The sequence below is a fragment of the Rhodopirellula europaea 6C genome, assembly GCF_000338295.1.
Lineage (GTDB): Bacteria > Planctomycetota > Planctomycetia > Pirellulales > Pirellulaceae > Rhodopirellula > Rhodopirellula europaea.
This window is the reverse complement of the sequence record NZ_ANMO01000233.1, coordinates 1-19,628: the sequence shown is the minus strand read 5'-3', so window position 1 is coordinate 19,628 and position 19,628 is coordinate 1. Positions and strand designations below refer to the sequence as shown.

Genomic DNA, 19,628 nt, shown 5'->3' with positions numbered 1-19,628 from the left:
CGTCGCCGATGTGATTTCGACCATCGACATCGGCTGGGGCGAAACGCTCACCGACTACGACTTCTGTGAGCTTTTGCCATCGGAGTTGTCAGGCGTTGTCTACGTCGACAAAGACGCCGACTGCTTCCAAGACAACGACGAACCCGGCTTGGGCGGCGTTCTGATCGAGTTGTTCAACTCGGCTGATGAATTGGTCGCGACGACCACGACCAGCGCAGATGGTTCGTATCACTTTGGAAACCTGCAAGCCGGTTCTTACACCGTTCGCGAAACGCAGCCCGATGGCTACTACCAAGGCAGCCAAATGGCCGGCAGCGCGGGCGGCGACGACAGCGTCGACGATGTGATCTCGACGATCCCGATTGGTTGGGGCCAGACGCTGACCGATTACGACTTCTGCGAAGTCTTGCCCAGCACGATCTCGGGCATGGTTTGGGCTGACACGGTTCGCAACAGCGTCTTCGACGACGGCGAAACTCCGCTGTCCAACGTGATCATTGAGTTGCGTGACGAAACCGATCAAGTCATCGCAACAACGCAAACCGACAACGAAGGTCGCTACACGTTTGATTCGTTGCCACCGGGAACCTACTCGGTGCATGAATCACAACCCGATGGCTACTTCCAAGGTGGCCAAGTTGTCGGCGACTTTGGTGGTCGTATCCTTCGCAGCGATGTGATCGGCGAGATCACCATCCCCGGTGGAATCAACGCGATCGGTTATGACTTCCCAGAATTGCCACCCGCAACGATCACCGGATACGTCTTCCAAGACGGCGAAAACCTGGTGCTTCGAGAAGCTCCCAGCCCGGAAGATTTGCGAGAGTATCGCGATGGCGAACTGACCGATGACGACAATCGTTTGGCTGGCGTCACACTCGAACTGCGAAACGTGTTGGGCAATCCCATCGACAGCTCGACTGGAGCCTTGGCGGGAACGTATGGAACCGAAACCATTCGCGTCACCACCGACGAAAACGGTTACTACGTCTTCAGCGGCTTGCGTCCTGAAACGGTTTACTCGGTCTACCAAGTCCAACCTGCCGGCTTCATCGATTCGCTCGACACCCCCGGAACACTTGGCGGTCTGGCCATCAACGTTGCTGACTTTGTGTCCGACAGTGGTGAAGGAACGCTGACGTTCCCAACGTCCGTTCAAAACTTGATGGCCGATGCATCGACCGATCCAAAGTTCGATGCAATCTTGCAACTGTTCGTCGGTGCGGGCCAAACCAGTGCCAACAACAACTTCAGCGAAATTGCGATCGAAGACCCACCAGTCTTCCCGCCGCCAGAATATCCAACCGAGGATCCGATCACTCGGCCGTTGGCACCGATCGAGACGTTCGAAACTCCGATCCGGCCAATGGCATTTGGAATCCACTTGGATCCCAACCAGCAATTCTTCTTCGCCGATGAATGGCAAGTCAGTTGGCACCTCAGTGTGATCAACGGTGGCTTCCCTCGCGGCGACGGTGTCGATTCGGCAATCGTGCAAGCGGATGAGTTCTCAGATGACGGTGATCTGATTCGCCCCGCCAACTATCGTTTGGGTCTCGATGGCGACGGCAATGAAGAAGGCGATCGAAAAGGCAAGCTGCCCAGTTCCTTGTTGCGAAATGATTTGATGGCGGGGCTTTGGCACATCCAAACACCCACCGTTCGAACGTTGGCATCGCAACCTGAAACGGGTTCACACATTCAAATGGGACACCCTGACGCCACGGCGCTCACGGGCGACTTCAATGGCGATGGCGTCGACGAAGCCGTGCTATTTATCGGCGGACAATGGTTCGTCGACCTCAACGGAAACGGCACCTGGGACGCTGGTGACATGTGGGTCCGCCTGGGGACCGAACTGGATCGCCCCGTGGTGGGTGACTGGGACGGAGACGGCAAAGACGACGTCGGAATTTTTGGACGCCGTTGGGAAAACGATTGGGCTCGCATCCGACGTGACCCCGGTTTACCCGACCCAGCCAACATTCGCCGACGCGGTCTGACACGCGAGCAATTGGTGCCACGCGAAACGACCGCCAACGAAGACCAACAACGCATGTTGATGCGTGGTGAAGACGGCGGGTTGCTGGCGGATGCTGTGGACCACGTCTTCCAGTATGGCGAACAAGTCGACACGCCCATCGCGGGCGATTGGAACGGCGATGGCATCGACCAAATCGGTGTCTTCCGCGGCGGCCAATGGTTGCTGGATGATGATGCCGATGGTCGTTGGACTGGCAAAACCAAACCTCACGATTTTGGTCGCCCCGGTGACGAACCCATCGTCGGTGACTTCGATGGCGACGGGATCGATGAAATCGGCGTGGTCCGAGGTGACGTGTGGATCATCGACAGCGATGGAGACCGCAAGCTGACGGCCAATGACAAACGCATTGTCGTGATGCGAGAGTCAGCCGATTCGCAACCGATCGTCGGCGACTTCGATGGCGACAACAAAGATGACCCCGGCTACTACACCAACGCCGGCTGATCGCTGAAACCATCCGGCCAAACCGTACGATGGACTTCCAAGTCCGTCGGTGCCCGCTACTTGTGACGGACTCGGAAGTCCATCCTACGGTCAGCAAACCAAATTGGCGTTTGATGGTCGCTCCAACCGCGGCCTTCATTGCCTGGAACAGGAGCACGGATTCGCTTACCCTGCGGTCCGTTTGAACGTGACTTTGAATGAAGTCCCACTCCTCCTCCATGATTGAGCTGATTGAATGTCGGATCGCATCATCCTTCGCACTGGTGAATCTCTCGTCGCCGGTGGCCCGCCTTTCACCGCCGCAGAACCCGAGGTCGTCATCGGCGAACTCGACGGCCCCGTTGGCACCGCCCTAGCCACGCTGACGGGCGACCAATCGATGGGTCACTCCAAAGTCTTCGCGATTCTGAACACGGACATCCAAGTCCGCCCGGTGACGTTGTGCGTCAGCAAAGTAACGGTCAAAAGCAGCCGCTACACCAACATCCTGATGGGCACCGTTCAAGCCGCGATCGCCAATGGCGTCTTGGATGCGGTTCGTGCCGGCGACATCCCCAAGGAAAAAGCCAACGACCTCGGCATCATCTGCAGCGTGTGGTTGAACCCCGGTGTCATCGACGACGACAACTTGGACCACAAAGCCTTGTTCGACATCCATCGCAAAGCGATGACGCAGGCAATCCACAAAGCGATGAACAACGAGCCATCGATCGATTGGTTGCTAGAGAACCAAGACAAGATCACCCACAAGTATTACCAGATGGGTCTCGACGGCAAAATCTGATTCGTGGTGGACCTGTCTCCGATTGGCACCGTCCGATCGAAGAACCCAACGAGCGTCCGAAGTCTCTCGTCCGGCTTGTTACCGGAACATCGATCCGCTGGCAGGTTCTTCACTCGACTGACCGTTCAGGGCGGCGATCCATTCCGCAGGGTCGTTGCCCAAGTCTTTTCCGGTGCTCTCGCGAAGCGTTTCGATCACCAAGTCCTGCGTGGCAGGATCCCGGTCTTGAAGAGCGAGTTTGAGCGAATTGGTTGAGATCTCGCCGGGGTGTTTGCCCAGAGCGGCGATTGCCGCGTGACGGACATCTTGGTCTTGCGATTCACCGGCGATCGAAGCCAGCAATTGAGCCGCTCTTTCTTCGGAACGCTCACCCAAAGCGCGACACGCTTCCATGCGAACCTTCAGGTTGTCGTCTTTCAAACCTTTCGCGACCAAATCGATAGTGGTCGCGTCTTTGGAACGTCCCGCGGCCAAGATTGCCAATCGACGCATCTCCGCGCTCGGATCGTTTTCGTAGATCTGTTCCAGGTGCGGCGTCCAGGTTTGTTGACGCTCGGCAGGCATGCCGTACATCGAATTCGCCAGCGTCTGCAATTCTTCGCGACGTTTGTGATCCGTCACACCGATCGCCTCGTCCGCCTTCCACTGCCGCATTGTGAAGTACGGATTGGCATGCTTGAGTGCGTACATGGGACCATCGTGACAGCCCCCGGACAGCACCAAAACGGGTGCCAACACGACGACAGGCATCAACGGAACGATCGACTGGAAAAGGCGACTCGCCATGCGGTTCATCCGAGACGGGAAGATTCATTGAACAATTCAACCTTCGACGTAACAAAAGCAAGCGGATGAGAAAAACCCCAATTCATTCCCGCCATGTTTCACGGGTGTGTTTCTCAGTGATAGATCCTGTCCCCAAAAGAGGTTGAAACAGGAAAGAGGTGGAACCAGCGTCGGTTAGGCACCGTCCGGCGGGAACGCTATCCTTTTCCCTTCGAAGATATCGCCTGCGATTCGAAGTTTCGATTCTCGATCTCTGTTTCCCCATCGTTGGGCCGCTCTTGCGAGAGGCACCTGACAACTCCTTCCCGACCCGATACTAGATTGAAGTGGAGCCCTGCCTTTGTCATCCCACGGTCTGAAAACAAAATTTGAATCCCTCGGGGGACTGGAGCAGTTGTCGTGTCAGCTTCTTGCCATCGCCTTTGACACCGTCGACCTGCCGGATCTAACGAAAATGGTGCGGCACGCGTTACCTTGCTTGAGCCAAACCGGGAAACCGACGCCCCCCAAAGTGACCCAGACAATCCTCAAACCGGTGCTGAAACGGTTGCAAGACACCTGTTACATTCAGTCCCAATCCAACCTGCGGTTCCACATTCTGCCGTCCGTGGCCGACGCGGTACTGAGATCATCCATCCACGAGGGAACGTTCTCGGAACTGCTGGTCACCGTGAACACATTTGCGACTCACCACCGATTCCGGTGGAGACAAACTTACCAGTCAGAAAAACAGAAGAATCAACGGCTGGCTTTCTATCAAGGCGATGTGGAAAGCTATTTCGAGCTTGTCACTGATGAGGCGATCCAAACACGAACACTGGGCCTGCTAACTCCCTTTGACGAAACCGTCTACGAAGGCCTGCCTATCGAACTTCAAGACGCCTACTGGCCGGTCTTCGGACCGTCCCTGTTGCACACGGCGAATGGCTCGACGGGGATGATGGATCATGTCGAAGCTTGGTTGAAACGTTCTTCTCCCGACGACGAAGTCGCCGTTTCCGTGGGCACCGATTTATTGTTTGCCGCAGGTCGCTGCTCGACGTTGCAACCGTTGGCGGAGCTGCTGAAAAAGCAACGCCCCGAAATTCTCGGGCTGGTCTGCCTTCTGCAAGGTGACCGAGATCAAGCGATCCAACAATTTGCCACCGCAATGCCAGCTGCATCGCTTGGAAAAAGCTCGTCCTCGACGGCATGCCAAACCTTCGCCGGACTGTATTACGCGCTGCTATTGCTCAGGCAGTCCGATCCTCAGGCGACCGCGACGGCCGAAAAAATCATCCAGCGACGCATCAAGAAATTGGATCAGGATCTGCTGCTGGGATGTGATGCCGTCTTAAGCGGCTGCGACTTCTTAAAAGACCCGGGACTGATCCAACACATCCAAGTCAGTTGGACCGATGATGCATCTCGCCCCTTGGCAACGTTGCTCAGCGGTTATGTGCGTGAAATTTGTTCCAACGCCGAAAATGCAGCCAGTGAACTGAAAAACCTTGCCAAAGTCAGCAAGTTGTATCGCACCTCGGGACTGGATTGGCTGGCTGCCGAAGCGATGACCCTCGCCAACGAGCTCAAACCAAATCAGTCGACGAAGAAAACGATCGAGAAACTATACAACGCCACCGGCACATCACCGATGGCCGGCCAGTTCGAGCGAACACCCATCTGGAAAAAGCAGCTCGGCGCCTTGCAAGCTTTTGCGGCGAGCTACCAGCCCGCGTCTTCCCCCGCGAAGCAGACAGGCCCCGCAACGCCGCAGGAGAGCGACCGTTTGGCATGGTTGGTGACCATTGCTGCCAATGGCCATCACCTCGATTGTCGGCCAGTACACCAAAGCTATGGCAAAAAGGGCTGGTCCAAAGGTCGCCCCATTGCTTTGGAGCGAATCTATGACCCGAGTCGACTCACCGAGTTCGATTTCTTGAAGCCAGCGGATCGAAAGATTTGCAGCTCGCTCCGTTGCGACACTTCACGTGACCGCTACGGGTACACCGAATATCGCTACTACTTTGAAACCGCATTGTTGGTCGATGCCCTGGTCGATCACCCCTGTCTGTTCATGGACGACGACTCCCGATCGCCAATTGAAATTGAAAAGGGTCAGGCTCGTTTGGTGGTCGAGCAATCGTCCGAGGGTGGCGCAACGATTTCCTTGTCACCTCGACCAACATCCCGTGACTGTCATTTGCTGGTCCATCGCGAAAGCACGTCGAAGTTTTCGATTGTTCAGTTCAGCGACGCGCAGTTGAAACTGGCATCCATGTTGTCCGACGGTTTAACGGTGCCCGATTCCGCCGTCGATCAGCTGCTCGACGCGGTGCGGCCACTGGCACCGATCGCGCCGTTGCATTCGGAGATCGAAGTCGCTGCCGAGGGTGCGGAACAAGTCGTCGCCGACAACGCCATCCACGCTCACTTGACACCTTACGATCAAGGTCTGCAAATCGCGTTCTTCACTCGCCCCTTTGGCGACAGTGGCGGTTTCTTCGTTCCGGGTCAAGGCAGTCGAACGGTCGTCACCAAGATTGACGGTCAGATGCGATCAACTCGCCGGGATCTGGAGGCGGAATCAGAACACCTTCGTGCGGTGCAAAACGATTGTGACTTCTTGGGTGAGCAAGCCGGTGCCGATGTCATCGATCTGCCCACCGCAGCGGAGGCTCTCGAAGCGCTGCTGGAACTGGAATCGCTGGTCGAAGAATCACGTTTGACATTGCACTGGCCCAAGGGGCAATCCTTTCAAATCGCTGGGTCCGCGGATGAGTCGGACTGGAAGATCAAGATCAATGGGGGACAAGACTGGTTCGCCGCTTCGGGGCAACTGCATGTCGATAGCAAATTGGCCATCGAGATGATGGACCTGCTGGAGATGGCTAGCACCAGCACGTCCCGATTTGTGCAGCTCAACGATGGGCGATTTGTGGCGTTGACCGAACACTTTCGCAAGCGGCTGGAAACGATGGCCGCGTACACGGATCGCCGCCAAAACGAAGTGCGGTTTCCCACCATTCGCACCACCGCGATCGCCGAACTGACTGGCAACGCGGACCTGACCGCCGACCAACAATGGAAATCCCAGATCAAGCGAATCGAATCGGCCGACCGAGTCCGGCCGAAAGTGCCCAAAACGCTGAACGCCGAACTACGTGATTACCAAGTTGACGGCTTCAAATGGATGTCCCGATTGGCTCACCTGGGCGCAGGTGCCTGCCTGGCCGATGACATGGGATTGGGGAAAACGCTGCAGTGTCTCGCGGTTCTACTCAACCGCGGCAAGTCAGGTCCGGCACTGGTGGTCGCGCCGACTTCGGTGGCCGCCAACTGGGTTTCCGAAATCGCACGCTTTGCCCCCTCACTTCGTCCGATCCTGTTCAGTGAAGCGGATCGCGAAACGGTTGTTGAGTCCTTGGGAAAACGAGACCTGCTGATCTGCAGCTACGGTTTGCTGGCCAACGAAGCCCAAAAATTACAATCCCGACGTTGGCAGACGCTGGTTCTCGATGAAGCCCAAGCGATCAAGAACGCAGAGACCAAACGCAGCGAAGCGGCAATGGGACTTGAAGCGGATTTCCGAATCGTGCTCACCGGCACGCCCATGGAAAACCATTTGGGTGAACTGTGGAACCTGTTTCAATTCATCAACCCAGGACTGCTCGGTTCCTCCGAGTCGTTTCAAGAACGCTTTGCAATTCCGATCGAACGCGATCATCGCCGCGACGTCCAACGCCAACTCAAGCAATTGATCGCACCGTTCATTCTGCGACGGACGAAGTCACAAGTTTTGGATGAACTACCACCGCGAACCGAAATCACCGTGCCGATCGAATTGGGTGAAAACGAAGCCGCGATGTACGAAGCCATTCGTCAAAAGGCACTCCAAAACTTGGAGGACAGTGACGACGACCGCCCCATGCACATCAAGATCCTGGCGGAATTGATGCGTCTGCGCCGGTTCTGTTGTCATCCCGATTTGGTCGACCCCAACGCTGGCTTGGAAGCGGCAAAACTGGAACGCTTTACCGAAACAGTGACGGATCTGATCGCGGGCGGTCACAAGGTGTTGGTGTTCAGCCAGTTCGTCGGCCACCTGCAACTTTTGCGCGACCGGCTCGATGAGCGAAAGATTTCATATCAGTACCTGGACGGCAGCACGCCGGCGAAGAAACGCAAGACCAGCGTGGATGCCTTCCAGGACGGCGAAGGCGACGTGTTCTTGATCAGCTTGAAAGCCGGAGGCGTGGGGCTGAACCTGACGGCAGCCGACTATGTGATCCACATGGACCCGTGGTGGAATCCCGCCGTGGAAGACCAAGCGTCCGACCGCGCCCACCGCATGGGACAACAGCGGCCCGTCACGGTGTACCGATTCATCACCACAGGGACCATTGAAGAACGAATCCTGCAACTCCACGAGAGCAAACGCGACCTCGCCGACAGCCTGCTCGAAGGCACCGAATCATCCGCGAAACTCTCCGCCGAAGAACTCATGAAGTTGATTCTGTAGAGAGAGAACGCCGGTTGCCGAAAGCCTCCTGCCAACCTGGCTCGAATCAATCCGCCACCTCTTTCCCAGCATCGAGGTCGTGCAGTTTTCTGACACCGCATTTCGGCAGATTTTCAAATGTCGCACCTCTCCCAAAACGAAGTTGGGGGAGAGCTCGAGCGACGCCGTTCAGCCGTACGCGAGGGTAAGAGCCGGGAATGAGAAGTGACGCGTGTTCCCCTCCCCCAGAAAGCCCGCACAATTTGAACTTTACAATTTACAATTTCACTTTTTCAATCACCGCCCCGCCTCTCAGCCTCCCCGCCACCAACTCCCACCGTCCACCAGCGAAGCCTCTCTTCGCCAACCCATTCGCGGCCCGCTTCCGTTGCGACTTGTCGACTCAGTCGTCAACAAGGTTTTTGCGCAGGTAGGATGGGCACTCATGCCCGTCCAAGTTACGAATGCCGGCCAAGATTGGCCAACCGGGCTGTTGATGGAATGAGCCGCACCGTGCTTGACTGCGGTTAATCAGACGCCAACCGGGGCGAACGCTCATTGGCCAATTGTTGTCATTCGGTATGCGACTCAATCAACAGCGCGCAACGGTCGAGGTTCGCAAGTTGTAGCGAGCACGGCACTTCAAAACGGCACGACTTCCTTCGCTGAAACAACGCCCCAAAAGGTGCCATCCAGCTTTCAGGCGCCCTGCAATTTTGCTCGTCGTTTTCCAAACACACGTGGGCCCCTAAGCGCCTGACGTGGAAGTTCGAGCGAAGGCCAAGGAGTCGGGACCGCAGCAACCGTGATGTTCTGGTATCCACACCAACCGCATCTTGCCCCCTCCTTCAGATAAGCAATCGACACCAATTCGGACACCCCTCCACGGACTGGATCCGCAATCCCAAGCATGCTAACTTTGAGCATTCCAAAGGAAGTGCGAGATCGAATGCCACCGACACAGCCATCCCCAAAACACACCCGCTTGGTCCCGAACAGCAACACCAGCCAGCTCCGCCTCACAACCAGATCACCAAACGCCGTGACCCAACGTGTCACGGCGTTAAAAGACAACGGAGATCGGAACCAAAACTTTCTGATTCGACGCCAACTGCTATGCCCCACTACGCCCACAGCTTGCCAAATGAACCGGACCGATCTCGCTGGGAAACAATGTGCAAGCACGAGGAACGTGTTGCATCGCGGTGCAGTGAGTTCCTAACACGAATTGCCCCGGAACTAGGCCCTTGGGGCGAGATTCTTGGTCGCTGGCATGATCTGGGAAAGTATCGGCCTGAATTTCAACGAAAGTTGGCGGGCGAAGCCGTCCAAATCGAGCACGCCGGTGCGGGAGCTGCACTTGCGGCCGAAAAAAGTCCGGTACATACGATTCCGATACAGTTTGCAATTGCGGGCCACCATACCGGCCTTGCGAATCACACGACGAATGAAACGCAAAATACAAAACGGCGCCCCATCAAACGCTCGCCTTTGCGAGAGAGACTCATAGGAAACCGAGAGGTCATCAATGATATTTCATCAAATGTTGACCGCGAAACAATAGATCTTCCCATCCCAGATTTGACGAAATGGATTCGGGAGAACAGCGATCGCGACTCAGTGCATCGGCAAATTGATGCTCTTACGAGAATCCTATTCTCGGCTCTGGTAGATGCTGACCGCCTCGCAACTCAGTGGTTCTATAAATCGAGCGAGTCTGAGGTATCGGAAGAGACGCGAACAGAATTCGAGTCGCTCAAGGTCTTGCGGGATCGTTTCGATGGCTATGTCGATAGTCTCCGTGCCGAAAAACATTCAACGCGTTCGGCGATCAACGAACTGCGAGACTTGGTTTTAGATAGCTGTCGCAAGAAAGCGTCATCTACGGGAGGGATATTTTCTCTCACCGTGCCAACCGGCGGTGGCAAGACTTTCTCTGCCATGAGTTTCGCTCTGAATCACGCGATTCAGAATGAGCTAGATCGCGTCATCATCGTCATTCCATACACCAGCATCATTCGGCAGAACGCGAACGTTTACCGCAAAGCGTTTGCAAAGCCAAACGAAGGTCTGGATCTCTGCAACATCATTGAGCATCACTCGGCGATTGATACCCAACAGGCGAAGGAAAACAATCCAGAAGCAGAAAAGCGTCGCGAACAGGCAGTTGAAAACTGGGACGCTCCTGTGATCGTCACGACGTCCGTTCAGTTCTTCGAGACGCTATTTAGCGACCATCCTTCCCAGTGTCGCAAGTTGCACCGGATCGCGAACAGCGTTGTGATACTCGACGAAATCCAAACGATTCCTCCTCAATACGTGATCCCTATCACAGACATGATTCGGGAATTGTCCAGTCGGTACAAGACTTCGATCGTCCTATCAACCGCGACTCCTCCAGCACTCAAGGAGCACCTTGGTGAGGTGCGAGAGATTGTCGATGATCCAATCGGCTTGGCGAAGCATCCCGCTGCCCGTCGCGTCCAGACGGAATGGCGGATCGAGAATCCGACTACCTACGAAGAACTCGCAAATGAACTAAAGACGAACGGTCACCAACAATCGCTCGCGATCGTTCACCGTCGAGCCGATGCGGCCAACTTGGCCAAAATGCTACCGAGAAACCACCGGATGCATCTCTCCGCCCAGATGTGTCCAGAACATCGGATTCAAGCCGTCGACGAAATCCTCCGTCGAGTAAAAGAAGGCGAACCTTGTTTGGCGGTGACGACTCAGCTCATAGAAGCGGGTGTGGATCTGGACATGCCGATCGTGTATCGCGCATTAGCAGGTGCTGACAGCCTTGCTCAAGCAGCAGGACGATGTGACCGCGAAGGAAAGCGTACTGTTGCGTCTGGGTATCCAGCCGGAAAGCTGATTGTATTTCGTCCGGAAACCAAGCCTCCTGGCCAAACACTTCAGGATGCCGCGGATGCTTCCCTGACCATGTGGAATTTGAAAGCGTTAGAGGGTAGTGAGTTCGACGTTTTCGATCCCGACCATTGCCGAGAATACTTTCAGCACTTTTACGGAACAAAGATGCTCGATCAGCATCACCTTCAACGAGAGCGTGCATCGCTAAATTTTGCCAATGTAGCAGCACTATTCGAAATGATTGAGGACGGATGGAGCTTTCCGGTCGTCGTCCCATGGCCATTCAATGAAGACGGTTCGCATGGTGAAGGGCGAAGACGCTCGGAAGCCTTCCGAGAATCCCCCAACCGAGAAACTTCGCGTGCACTTCAACCCTACATCGTTCAGGTCCCCAAACATGCAGCATCCATTCTTGTTGAACAGGGCGTAATCGAAGTGATGTTCGGTTCGATTGGAATTCCAACCGACCTATTCAACTCATCTTGGTACAGCGATGAGTTCGGACTTACTTACGACGAAGGCGAAATGTCCTTCCTGCAATGTTGAAAAAGAAGCGGGTGGCCGGATTGGCCACCCGCCCCGTTCGCAAGACGAACACGAATATGACGCCAAGCAACACAGTTTCAATCCACTCGCCTACTGATGCGAGACTACTTTTCGAGTTCCTCCTCGAGCGATGGTGGCACCGGAATCGAATTGACTGACGCGTTCTTCGTGCTGATCGTAATTTCTTCCTTAGAGCCGTTGATCCCCAGCGGCCGGTCGTACACCAGCGCCACGACAATGACCGCAACAACCCCAACAATTAACACCGTACCGAGAATAACCATCCCATCACTCACTTTACCACTCCTTCTGTGTAGCTTAGCGTTCAAATTCGTTTCTCTTGCTTGAACATTACTGAGTGATTGTATAGGATGCCCCCCCGCAGCTGTCAACCATCAAGGTACGCCACATGTTTCGCGTAAAAATTTCCGGTCCACTAGCCATTTTCACGAGACCCGAACTGAAAGTGGAACGGATCTCTTACCCAGTCATCACTCCTTCTGCAGCTCGTGGTTGCTTGGAGGCTGTTTTTTGGAAACCAGCGATTGCTTGGCGAATTCACCGAATCTCTGTTCTCAACCCGATTCACTGGATGCCGATTCGCCGCAACGAAGTCAGCCGCCGTCAAATCGCGCCGGCCGAGTCAATCATTGGCAGTGGTGGCAGGGCTCCAAACCAATTTGCCGATGAAGATCGCGCCCAACGAAATACGATCGCGTTGAGAGACGTTGCGTACGAAATTGAAGCCTCCTTCGAGATGACCAAACGTGCTGGTCCCGGAGAAAAGCCCCAAAAGTTTGTTGAAATGTTCTCGCGGCGACTAGAAAAGGGGCAGCATTTTCACCAGCCATACCTCGGGTGTCGCGAATGCATCGCCGATGTGGCCCCCGCCGAAGACGGCAGTGAACCAATCGCCGAAGATCGAGACCTGGGATTGATGCTTTACGACATCGACTTTTCTCGCCCAGCGAGACGACCGCTGTTCTATCACGCCACAATGCATCAAGGGGTGATCGAAGTGCCATCTATGCCGCAGGTCCGTTCTCAACTCGGCAAGAAACAGGAGGCGGCTCGATGATATTGCAAGCTCTCGCCCAACTGGCCGAACAGGAAGGCTTGGTGGCGCGGCCAGACTACGAACCCAAGCGAGTATCCTGGGTGGTTGTACTCACGGAAGATGGCTCGTTCGTGAATCTCGTGAGTCACCGTATCAACTTGGCGGAAGGCACCAAGAAGAAGCCAGTGTACGTGGGCAAGTGGGTGCAGGTTCCCAAGCAGCCAACTAGAACAAGCGGTGCGAAAGCGTTTTTCTTGATCGACAAATCGGAGTACGTCTTTGGACTCGATCCACAATCTAAGCAAAAGCAGAAAAAACTCGAGGAACGCTTCGGCTTGTTCCGCGCGCAGGTCAACGAAGCTGCAAAAAGCAGTAGCGCCATGCCGCTTCAAGCTGTTGCCAAATTTCTGAATCGCTTGGCCGACGATCCGTCGCCTATAAAGACGCACGCGAACTTCGATTCGATTGAATCGAACGATCTCATTGGATTCAAAATTGGCACGCAGTGGGTACAGGAAGCCCCAAGGGTGATTGCCTATTTCGCAGATTCAAGAAAAGTGGTCGAGCCGGAAGCGTCGGATGCAATCCCATTTCAATGCCTAGTTTCGGGTGAAGCGGTGCATGAAGTGCCCCTTTTCCCTTTGATTAAACGCGTTCCTGGCGGGACATCCAGTGGTGTTGCTTTGGTGTCCCACAACGCTTCAGCGTTTTTGTCGCACGGACTCTCTGGCAACGACAACGCTCCTATTTCCCGAACTGCTGCCGAAGCCAGTGCTGCCGCTCTTACGCGTTTGCTCGATCCCAACTTTCCCGATCCGAAAAACCTGGATGACGTCCTTCCGCTTCGTCAGATCAAGATTGGAGCCAACACCATCGTCGTGTTTTGGGCAAAGAACTCGGCCCAGGAAATCGCGTCTGTTCTAGACATGCTTAACCCGCTATTGGGCGGCGAAAGCGAGGAAACTGTCCAAGAGGCGTATCGTTCGGTTTGGCATGGAAAACCTGTGCCCCTGAACGAGTCGAGTGAGTTTTACGCGCTGACGCTTTCAGGAACGCAAGGCCGGGTCGTCATTCGCGACTGGATTGAAACTTCGGTGGAAGTCGTCAACGAAAATTTGGCCATGCACTTCGACGATTTAAAAGTGTGTCGAAACACCAAACCCAAAAAAGGAAGCAAGCCTTCCGAGACAATCCCAATGTCTTGGCTACTCAAGTCGCTAGCCGCCGAGGGACGTAGCGAGCCCGTCCCGCCCAGTGTCGAGTCCGGGTTTGTCCGTGCCGCATTCCAAGGATCGGAATACCCCTTCCAACTTCTGCAGCGGGCGTTGGTTCGCGCAAAGGCGGAAGCCGGCGGTGACGATTGGTCCGACTCGATGAGGCGCGACGCACGTGCTGCTATTCTTCGCGCCGTTCTAAACAGAAAACGCCGCAACGATCCGATTCCCAAATACCCGGAGGTAGATTTTGAAATGAATCCCAATGTCCAGAGCGATGGATACTCCTGTGGGATGCTGATGGCTGTCCTAGAGAGGCTCCAAACGCTCGCACTCGACGATATCAATGCATCCGTGGTCGATCGCTTTTTCAGCGCAGCCTCCGCCAGCCCGAGAAGCGTATTCGTTCGTTTGCTAAAGAACAGTCAACACCACTATCGCAAGGTTCGTGATGATGACGAGAAGCGGGGATTTGCCCGTTATCTTGAACGCATCAAAGACGAGATCCTGACTCGTTTTGATCCACAGCCCTCACCTTCTGCCCGGTCAGTCTATCCCGGATCAGCCTCGGGAATCCCGTTGCACCTCAACTTAGAGCAGCAAGCGTTGTTCGTCCTCGGGTACCACCAGATGCGGCACTGGCTACGCATGTCAAAAGACGAGAAACAGGCGTGGCACGACGAACATCCCAACGTCCCTCCAGCGTTTGGTCGGAAGAAGGTTGAACAGCCCGAGCCAGAACCGGCAAACACTATTTCCTAATCAACAACCACCGTCATTTGTCCAGGATTTTCCATGAGTACAGCAACAGCCGAACCTACAGCAGCGGACCTCTCAAAAGACGCGATTGCCAATCGCTACGAGTTTGTTCTTCTGTTTGATGTCACGAACGGGAACCCCAATGGAGATCCTGACGCTGGAAACGCACCACGAGTCGACCCTGAAACGGGACACGGTCTCGTCTCCGATGTTTGCATCAAACGCAAAGTGCGGAACCTGATTACCTTAGCTAAACGCAAGGAAGATGGCTCCCCGGAAGACGGGTACGATATCTATGTAAAAGAGAAAGCAATTCTTAACGACCAGCACAAACGCGGCTACGACGCGCTTGGACTCGACCCGAAGGCAAAAGAAGGAAAATTGAAGGAGGGAGAGAGTCCTAAGGAAGAACGTGTCAGACGGTGGATGTGCCAGAACTTCTTTGACGTTCGCATGTTTGGAGCAGTGATGAGCACCGGTGTGAATGCCGGTCAAGTGCGTGGCCCCATCCAGTTCGCGTTCGCTCGGAGTGTCGATCGAATTGCCGCGTTGGAACAGTCAATCACTCGCATGGCTGTCACCACAGAGAAAGAGTCAGTGAAACAGGATGGTGGGAACCGCACGATGGGGCGAAAGGAAATTGTCCCCTACGCCCTCTACGAAATGCACGGGTATATCAGCCCGTTCCTGGCGCAACAGACAGGATTCAATGAAGACGATCTTGAGCTGTTTTTTAATGCGTTAACGCAAATGTTCGATCATGACCGCTCTGCATCACGCGGTGAAATGAGCGCATGTCAATTGATCGTTTTCAAACATGCCTCCCCACTCGGCAATGCACCCGCAAGAAAACTGTTTGGCCTCGTTGACATAAAATTGAAGGACGGCGTCGAGGTTCCTCGTAGTTTCGAGGACTATACAGTTACGATTGATGAATCGAAGAAGCCAAATGGAATCGAAATCCACGAAAGGCTGTAGTGATATCTAGGTACTGGATGAGTTGGAAGTTGCGCATGAGGCCCCTGTGCCTCATGCTCAACACTGGTGCTGGTATAAAATCGTGGTGAATGCCTTTGCGACCATGAAGCTACCGGGGTTGGCGTCCCCTTTCCTTAAAAACACTCGAGCTGCGGCATGACGACACAACACATATTCATCGATGTCCGATGAGACGTGATGACATTCAAAAAAGATCGCCGTCCCGGATTGTGGCTCAATGAGATGCGTTGCGGTCAGCCAACCGACCTAAGTTGACCGAGCCGCGACCGTTCGGGATGAACTGTTGAACTGACCGTCTCACGATTGCTCAGGAACAAACTGGAGACGTCGAGATTCACCAGAAGGATCAGGGATGAATTCGACAGGAAAACGATCCGATCGCCCATCGATGATGGTTTCGACAATCGCTTCGCCACCCTCGAGTGTCTCATTCTTCGCAAGAATCGCAAAGTTGCCGCCAACCTGCCCCAGCTCGTATCGCTTCCCACCGCAATGCAACCATAATTCCACTTCGGCTGAACGAGGAAGATTGGAGGCGATCATGGATTTACCCGCTGGATACGAGAAACAAATTGAAGACTACCGCGAAAAACACGAAGCGGTACTGCTAAGGTCGCTTGGCACCGGAACTCAGGGTACTGTTTTCACCGCAAAGAATCCACGACAACCCGGTCTATACGCAGTCAAATTTCACCTTCGAAAGGTGGCCTACGACCGCGAAGTCGGCGTCTATCTGCGTCTTCGGGACCTGGAAGTATTCGAAGTTTGTGGACACCAGGTCCCGCAGCTGCTTTCGTACGACGATGAACTGCTTGCGATCGAAATGAGTACCGTTCGCCCTCCGTTCTGCCTCGATTTTGGCGGGGCGTACTTGGACAAACCACCTGATTACACGCCCGAGGTCTGGCGTGATTGGCGTGAAGAGAAGTCCGACGACTTTGAAGACAACTGGCCAGCCGTGGAGAAAATACTGGACGAGTTTCGCTGGATGGGGATCCATATCGCCGACGTGAACCCTGGCAACATTCGATTTTAAGAGCCAACCATCTGCATGGCGTGTGAACCATGACCTACCACGACGATGACTTGCTGCCAATCTCCGCCCTGCAGCACTACCTGTTCTGCCCGAGACAATGCGCACTGATTCACCTGGAACAGGTTTGGGCTGAAAATCATCTGACGATGGAAGGCCTGCTCTTGCATGAACGAGCCGATACGCCGACGCATGAAACGCGGCCGCGCGGCGAGGGCGATCGTGTTCGAGTTGAAAGAGCACTGCCAATCCGCTCACTCGAACTGGGGTTGATTGGCAAAGCCGATATCGTTGAATTTCATTATCCTGCCGACCCGCTGGTTGCCGCAAGGATTGTCCCCGTCGAATATAAACGCGGCAAACCCAAAGCGAATGATTGTGACCGTGTTCAGTTGTGCGCGCAGGCGTTGTGCTTGGAGGAGATGTGTTCCACCGAGGTTACCGAAGGTGCGTTGTTTTACGGCACCCGGCGGCGGCGAACCAACGTCACTTTTGATGACGAACTTCGCGATCGGACCATCCAAACGATCGATGCACTACGCACGATGATTCAAGATCGCAAAACGCCTGCTGCCGTTCGCACCAAGGCGTGTGACAAATGCTCATTGATTGAGCTTTGCTTGCCAGATGCCACCGGCGGCGACCGTAGCGTGGCCCGATTCATGAGCCGCCAACTCGCCGCTCACCTTCAAGACGCCCCCGAGATCGAATGAAACGCCATCTCAATACATTGTTTGTAACCACCGAAGGAAGCTACTTGGCCAAAGACGGCGCCGCCGTCCAAGTTCGCTTCGAGAAAAAGACACTGCTTCGTGTGCCACTGCACAACCTGGATGGAGTCGTTTGTTTTGGTCGTGTTGGTTTCAGCTCCCAATTGGCGGCAGCGTGCGCCGAAGCTGGTGTGTCGATTTCATTGATGTCGCCACACGGGCGATTCCGCGCCGCCGTGGTTGGCTTCTCACCGGGCAACGTGCTGCTACGACGCCAACAGTACCGTGCGGCAGACGATCCAGAAGCGACGGCCCGGATTGCTCGGAATTGCATTTCAGGCAAGATCGCCAATTGCCGAAGCGTGCTACTGCGAGCGGCTCGCGACGCCAAAGACGAAGATCGCTCTAGCCGTCTGAAACTCTCCGCAAAACACTTGGCGCCGATATTACGTCGGGTCGCCAAAGCAGACGACGCGGACTCGGTGCGTGGCTATGAAGGTGAGTCGGCTTCCAAGTACTTTTCATCTTTTGGTGATTTGACATCAGTGGATGCATTCCAGATGAAAGGCCGATCGCGCCGCCCGCCGCTGGATCCCATCAATGCACTGTTGTCATTTCTCTATGCCATGTTGGCCCACGACGCTCGCAGTGCCTGCGAAGCATGTGGGCTCGACGCAGCAGTTGGGTTCCTGCATCGAGATCGCCCCGGTCGACCAGGTTGCGCATTGGATTTGATGGAGGAGTTTCGCCCAGTTCTGGCGGATCGCCTGGCGTTTTCGCTCATCAACCGAAAACAAGTCAGCGAGAAGGGATTCGAAACGACTTCGTCGGGTGCGGTGCGAATGGACGACAAGACTCGAAAGACAGTTCTGACCGCCTATCAAACTCGAAAGCAAGACACGATCGAGCACCCTTTTCTTGGTGAGAAAACCACCATGGGGCTACTGCTTCATCTGCAAGCCCGGTTGCTCGCCCGACACTTGCGTGGTGACTTGGATGAATACCCGGCGTTCATCTGGAAGTGAACACCCAAAGGCGATGCAAATGAAATGCGTGTGACACAAAGGGGACCGCGATGGTAATGTTGGTGACGTACGACGTGAGCACAGCAAGTGCCGCGGGCAAACGGCGTTTGCGGCTGATTGCGAAAATCTGTCTGGACTACGGCCAGCGAGTCCAGAACAGCGTTTTCGAGCTGGATCTGGATCACGCCAAGTGGGTCGAATGCCGCGCGAGGCTCATTGAGGCCATGGAGCCGAACGAAGACAGCCTGCGTTTCTACCGACTCGGCAACCACTGGCGAGAACGGGTCGAACACATTGGCACCAAACCCTCGACAGACCTCAGTGGCGGCACGCTAATGGCATGATCGCGAACATGAAGCGCGCATAAGAAACCAGCCGGGTTCGCGATCAACGCTTCTCTCGCGGTGAACCGGTGTTTTGGTCACCAAACGGGCACATGACACGGTCACATAGCATCTCTCCCCCTCGGGTTCGCGAATTGATACGATTTCAAGTAGCAATGGTCGCCTCTCGCGACCAATGCAGTCGCGCTCCTCACGGGGCGCGTGGATTGAAACTCAGTTTGGAGTTTAGAAGAATGGCAAGTCTGGAAGGTCGCGCTCCTCACGGGGCGCGTGGATTGAAACTCTTGGGTGCTCTCGCCAATCTCGAGGCAGCATTGTCGCGCTCCTCACGGGGCGCGTGGATTGAAACTTGCAATCGTGCGCCTTAATCTCGCGGACCGCTTGTCGCGCTCCTCACGGGGCGCGTGGATTGAAACTGTGTCCCCCGATCTTGCGAAGATCCAATCGAGTGTCGCGCTCCTCACGGGGCGCGTGGATTGAAACCGGTTTCGCAGCACATCGGGTCGAGAGTTGTAGGTCGCGCTCC

General features: G+C 55.1%; 14 protein-coding genes and 1 CRISPR repeat array. Of the genes, 11 read left to right on the top strand and 3 right to left on the bottom strand.

Annotated elements, in window-relative coordinates; genetic code table 11:
- Together RE6C_RS24855 and fae are read left to right on the top strand one after the other, a co-directional pair.
- Positions 1-2,491: SdrD B-like domain-containing protein (locus RE6C_RS24855; RefSeq protein WP_039963365.1), on the top strand; the 2,491-nt coding region annotated here is incomplete at its 5' end.
- A gap of 235 nt (positions 2,492-2,726) precedes the next feature.
- Entirely contained in the window at positions 2,727-3,275 is a 549-nt protein-coding gene (fae, locus tag RE6C_RS24845; RefSeq protein WP_008661069.1) for a formaldehyde-activating enzyme, read from the top strand.
- Positions 3,276-3,353: 78 nt separating this feature from the next.
- On the opposite strand, the gene RE6C_RS24840 is transcribed toward fae, so the two are convergent.
- Positions 3,354-4,070, bottom strand: coding sequence for a HEAT repeat domain-containing protein (locus RE6C_RS24840; RefSeq protein WP_008661068.1), 717 nt, complete (start codon positions 4,068-4,070; stop codon positions 3,354-3,356).
- A gap of 502 nt (positions 4,071-4,572) precedes the next feature.
- On the opposite strand from RE6C_RS24840, the gene RE6C_RS24835 reads away from it, so the two are divergent.
- Both RE6C_RS24835 and RE6C_RS33100 read left to right on the top strand, forming a co-directional pair.
- The gene (locus tag RE6C_RS24835; RefSeq protein ID WP_236618505.1) at positions 4,573-8,562 is read left to right on the top strand and encodes a DEAD/DEAH box helicase; all 3,990 of its coding nucleotides are present in this window, start codon (positions 4,573-4,575) and stop codon (positions 8,560-8,562) included.
- A 1,095-nt stretch (positions 8,563-9,657) separates the two neighbouring features.
- The gene (locus RE6C_RS33100) at positions 9,658-11,961 is read left to right on the top strand and encodes a CRISPR-associated helicase/endonuclease Cas3 (protein ID WP_008661066.1); all 2,304 of its coding nucleotides are present in this window, start codon (positions 9,658-9,660) and stop codon (positions 11,959-11,961) included.
- A 104-nt stretch (positions 11,962-12,065) separates the two neighbouring features.
- On the opposite strand, the gene RE6C_RS24825 is transcribed toward RE6C_RS33100, so the two are convergent.
- Entirely contained in the window at positions 12,066-12,257 is a 192-nt protein-coding gene (locus RE6C_RS24825) for a hypothetical protein (protein ID WP_039963361.1), read from the bottom strand.
- 113 nt (positions 12,258-12,370) lie between these two features.
- Here RE6C_RS24825 and cas5c point away from each other — a divergent pair, with 113 nt between their 5' ends.
- From cas5c to cas7c, 3 genes are read left to right on the top strand one after another with little or no spacing between them, the layout of a single operon-like run.
- Positions 12,371-13,039 carry a type I-C CRISPR-associated protein Cas5c gene (gene cas5c / locus RE6C_RS24820; protein WP_039963360.1) on the top strand — a complete coding sequence of 223 codons (669 nt, stop codon included), beginning with the start codon at positions 12,371-12,373 and terminating at the stop codon, positions 13,037-13,039.
- A complete protein-coding gene (gene cas8c / locus RE6C_RS24815; protein ID WP_039963358.1) occupies positions 13,036-14,994 on the top strand; it encodes a type I-C CRISPR-associated protein Cas8c/Csd1 in 1,959 nt (652 codons plus the stop codon). The genes cas5c and cas8c overlap by 4 nt, the downstream gene beginning before the upstream one ends.
- A 33-nt stretch (positions 14,995-15,027) precedes the next feature.
- Positions 15,028-15,969 carry a type I-C CRISPR-associated protein Cas7/Csd2 gene (gene cas7c, locus RE6C_RS24810; protein ID WP_008661060.1) on the top strand — a complete coding sequence of 314 codons (942 nt, stop codon included), beginning with the start codon at positions 15,028-15,030 and terminating at the stop codon, positions 15,967-15,969.
- A gap of 318 nt (positions 15,970-16,287) precedes the next feature.
- Here cas7c and RE6C_RS24805 read toward each other — a convergent pair whose 3' ends face one another.
- Positions 16,288-16,533 (bottom strand): hypothetical protein, encoded by a 246-nt coding sequence (locus RE6C_RS24805; RefSeq protein ID WP_008661057.1) that lies wholly within the window; start codon positions 16,531-16,533, stop codon positions 16,288-16,290.
- On the opposite strand from RE6C_RS24805, the gene RE6C_RS24800 reads away from it, so the two are divergent.
- The 4 genes from RE6C_RS24800 to cas2 are packed head-to-tail and all read left to right on the top strand — an operon-like array spanning position 16,532 to position 19,102.
- On the top strand, positions 16,532-17,026 hold the full coding sequence (locus RE6C_RS24800; RefSeq protein WP_008661058.1) for a hypothetical protein: 495 nt from the start codon (positions 16,532-16,534) through the stop codon (positions 17,024-17,026). The two genes, RE6C_RS24805 and RE6C_RS24800, sit on opposite strands and share 2 nt — an antisense overlap.
- 29 nt (positions 17,027-17,055) lie before the next feature.
- The gene (gene cas4 / locus RE6C_RS24795; RefSeq protein ID WP_008661055.1) at positions 17,056-17,736 is read left to right on the top strand and encodes a CRISPR-associated protein Cas4; all 681 of its coding nucleotides are present in this window, start codon (positions 17,056-17,058) and stop codon (positions 17,734-17,736) included.
- Positions 17,733-18,758, top strand: a complete 1,026-nt coding sequence (cas1c, locus tag RE6C_RS24790; RefSeq protein ID WP_008661054.1) for a type I-C CRISPR-associated endonuclease Cas1c — start codon at positions 17,733-17,735, stop codon at positions 18,756-18,758. Before cas4 ends, cas1c begins: the two co-directional genes overlap by 4 nt.
- Positions 18,759-18,808: 50 nt before the next feature.
- Positions 18,809-19,102 (top strand): CRISPR-associated endonuclease Cas2, encoded by a 294-nt coding sequence (gene cas2, locus RE6C_RS24785; protein WP_037250080.1) that lies wholly within the window; start codon positions 18,809-18,811, stop codon positions 19,100-19,102.
- A 180-nt stretch (positions 19,103-19,282) separates the two neighbouring features.
- Positions 19,283-19,586: a CRISPR direct-repeat array (repeat unit 34 nt; unit sequence GTCGCGCTCCTCACGGGGCGCGTGGATTGAAACT).
- Positions 19,587-19,628 lie beyond the last annotated feature (42 nt).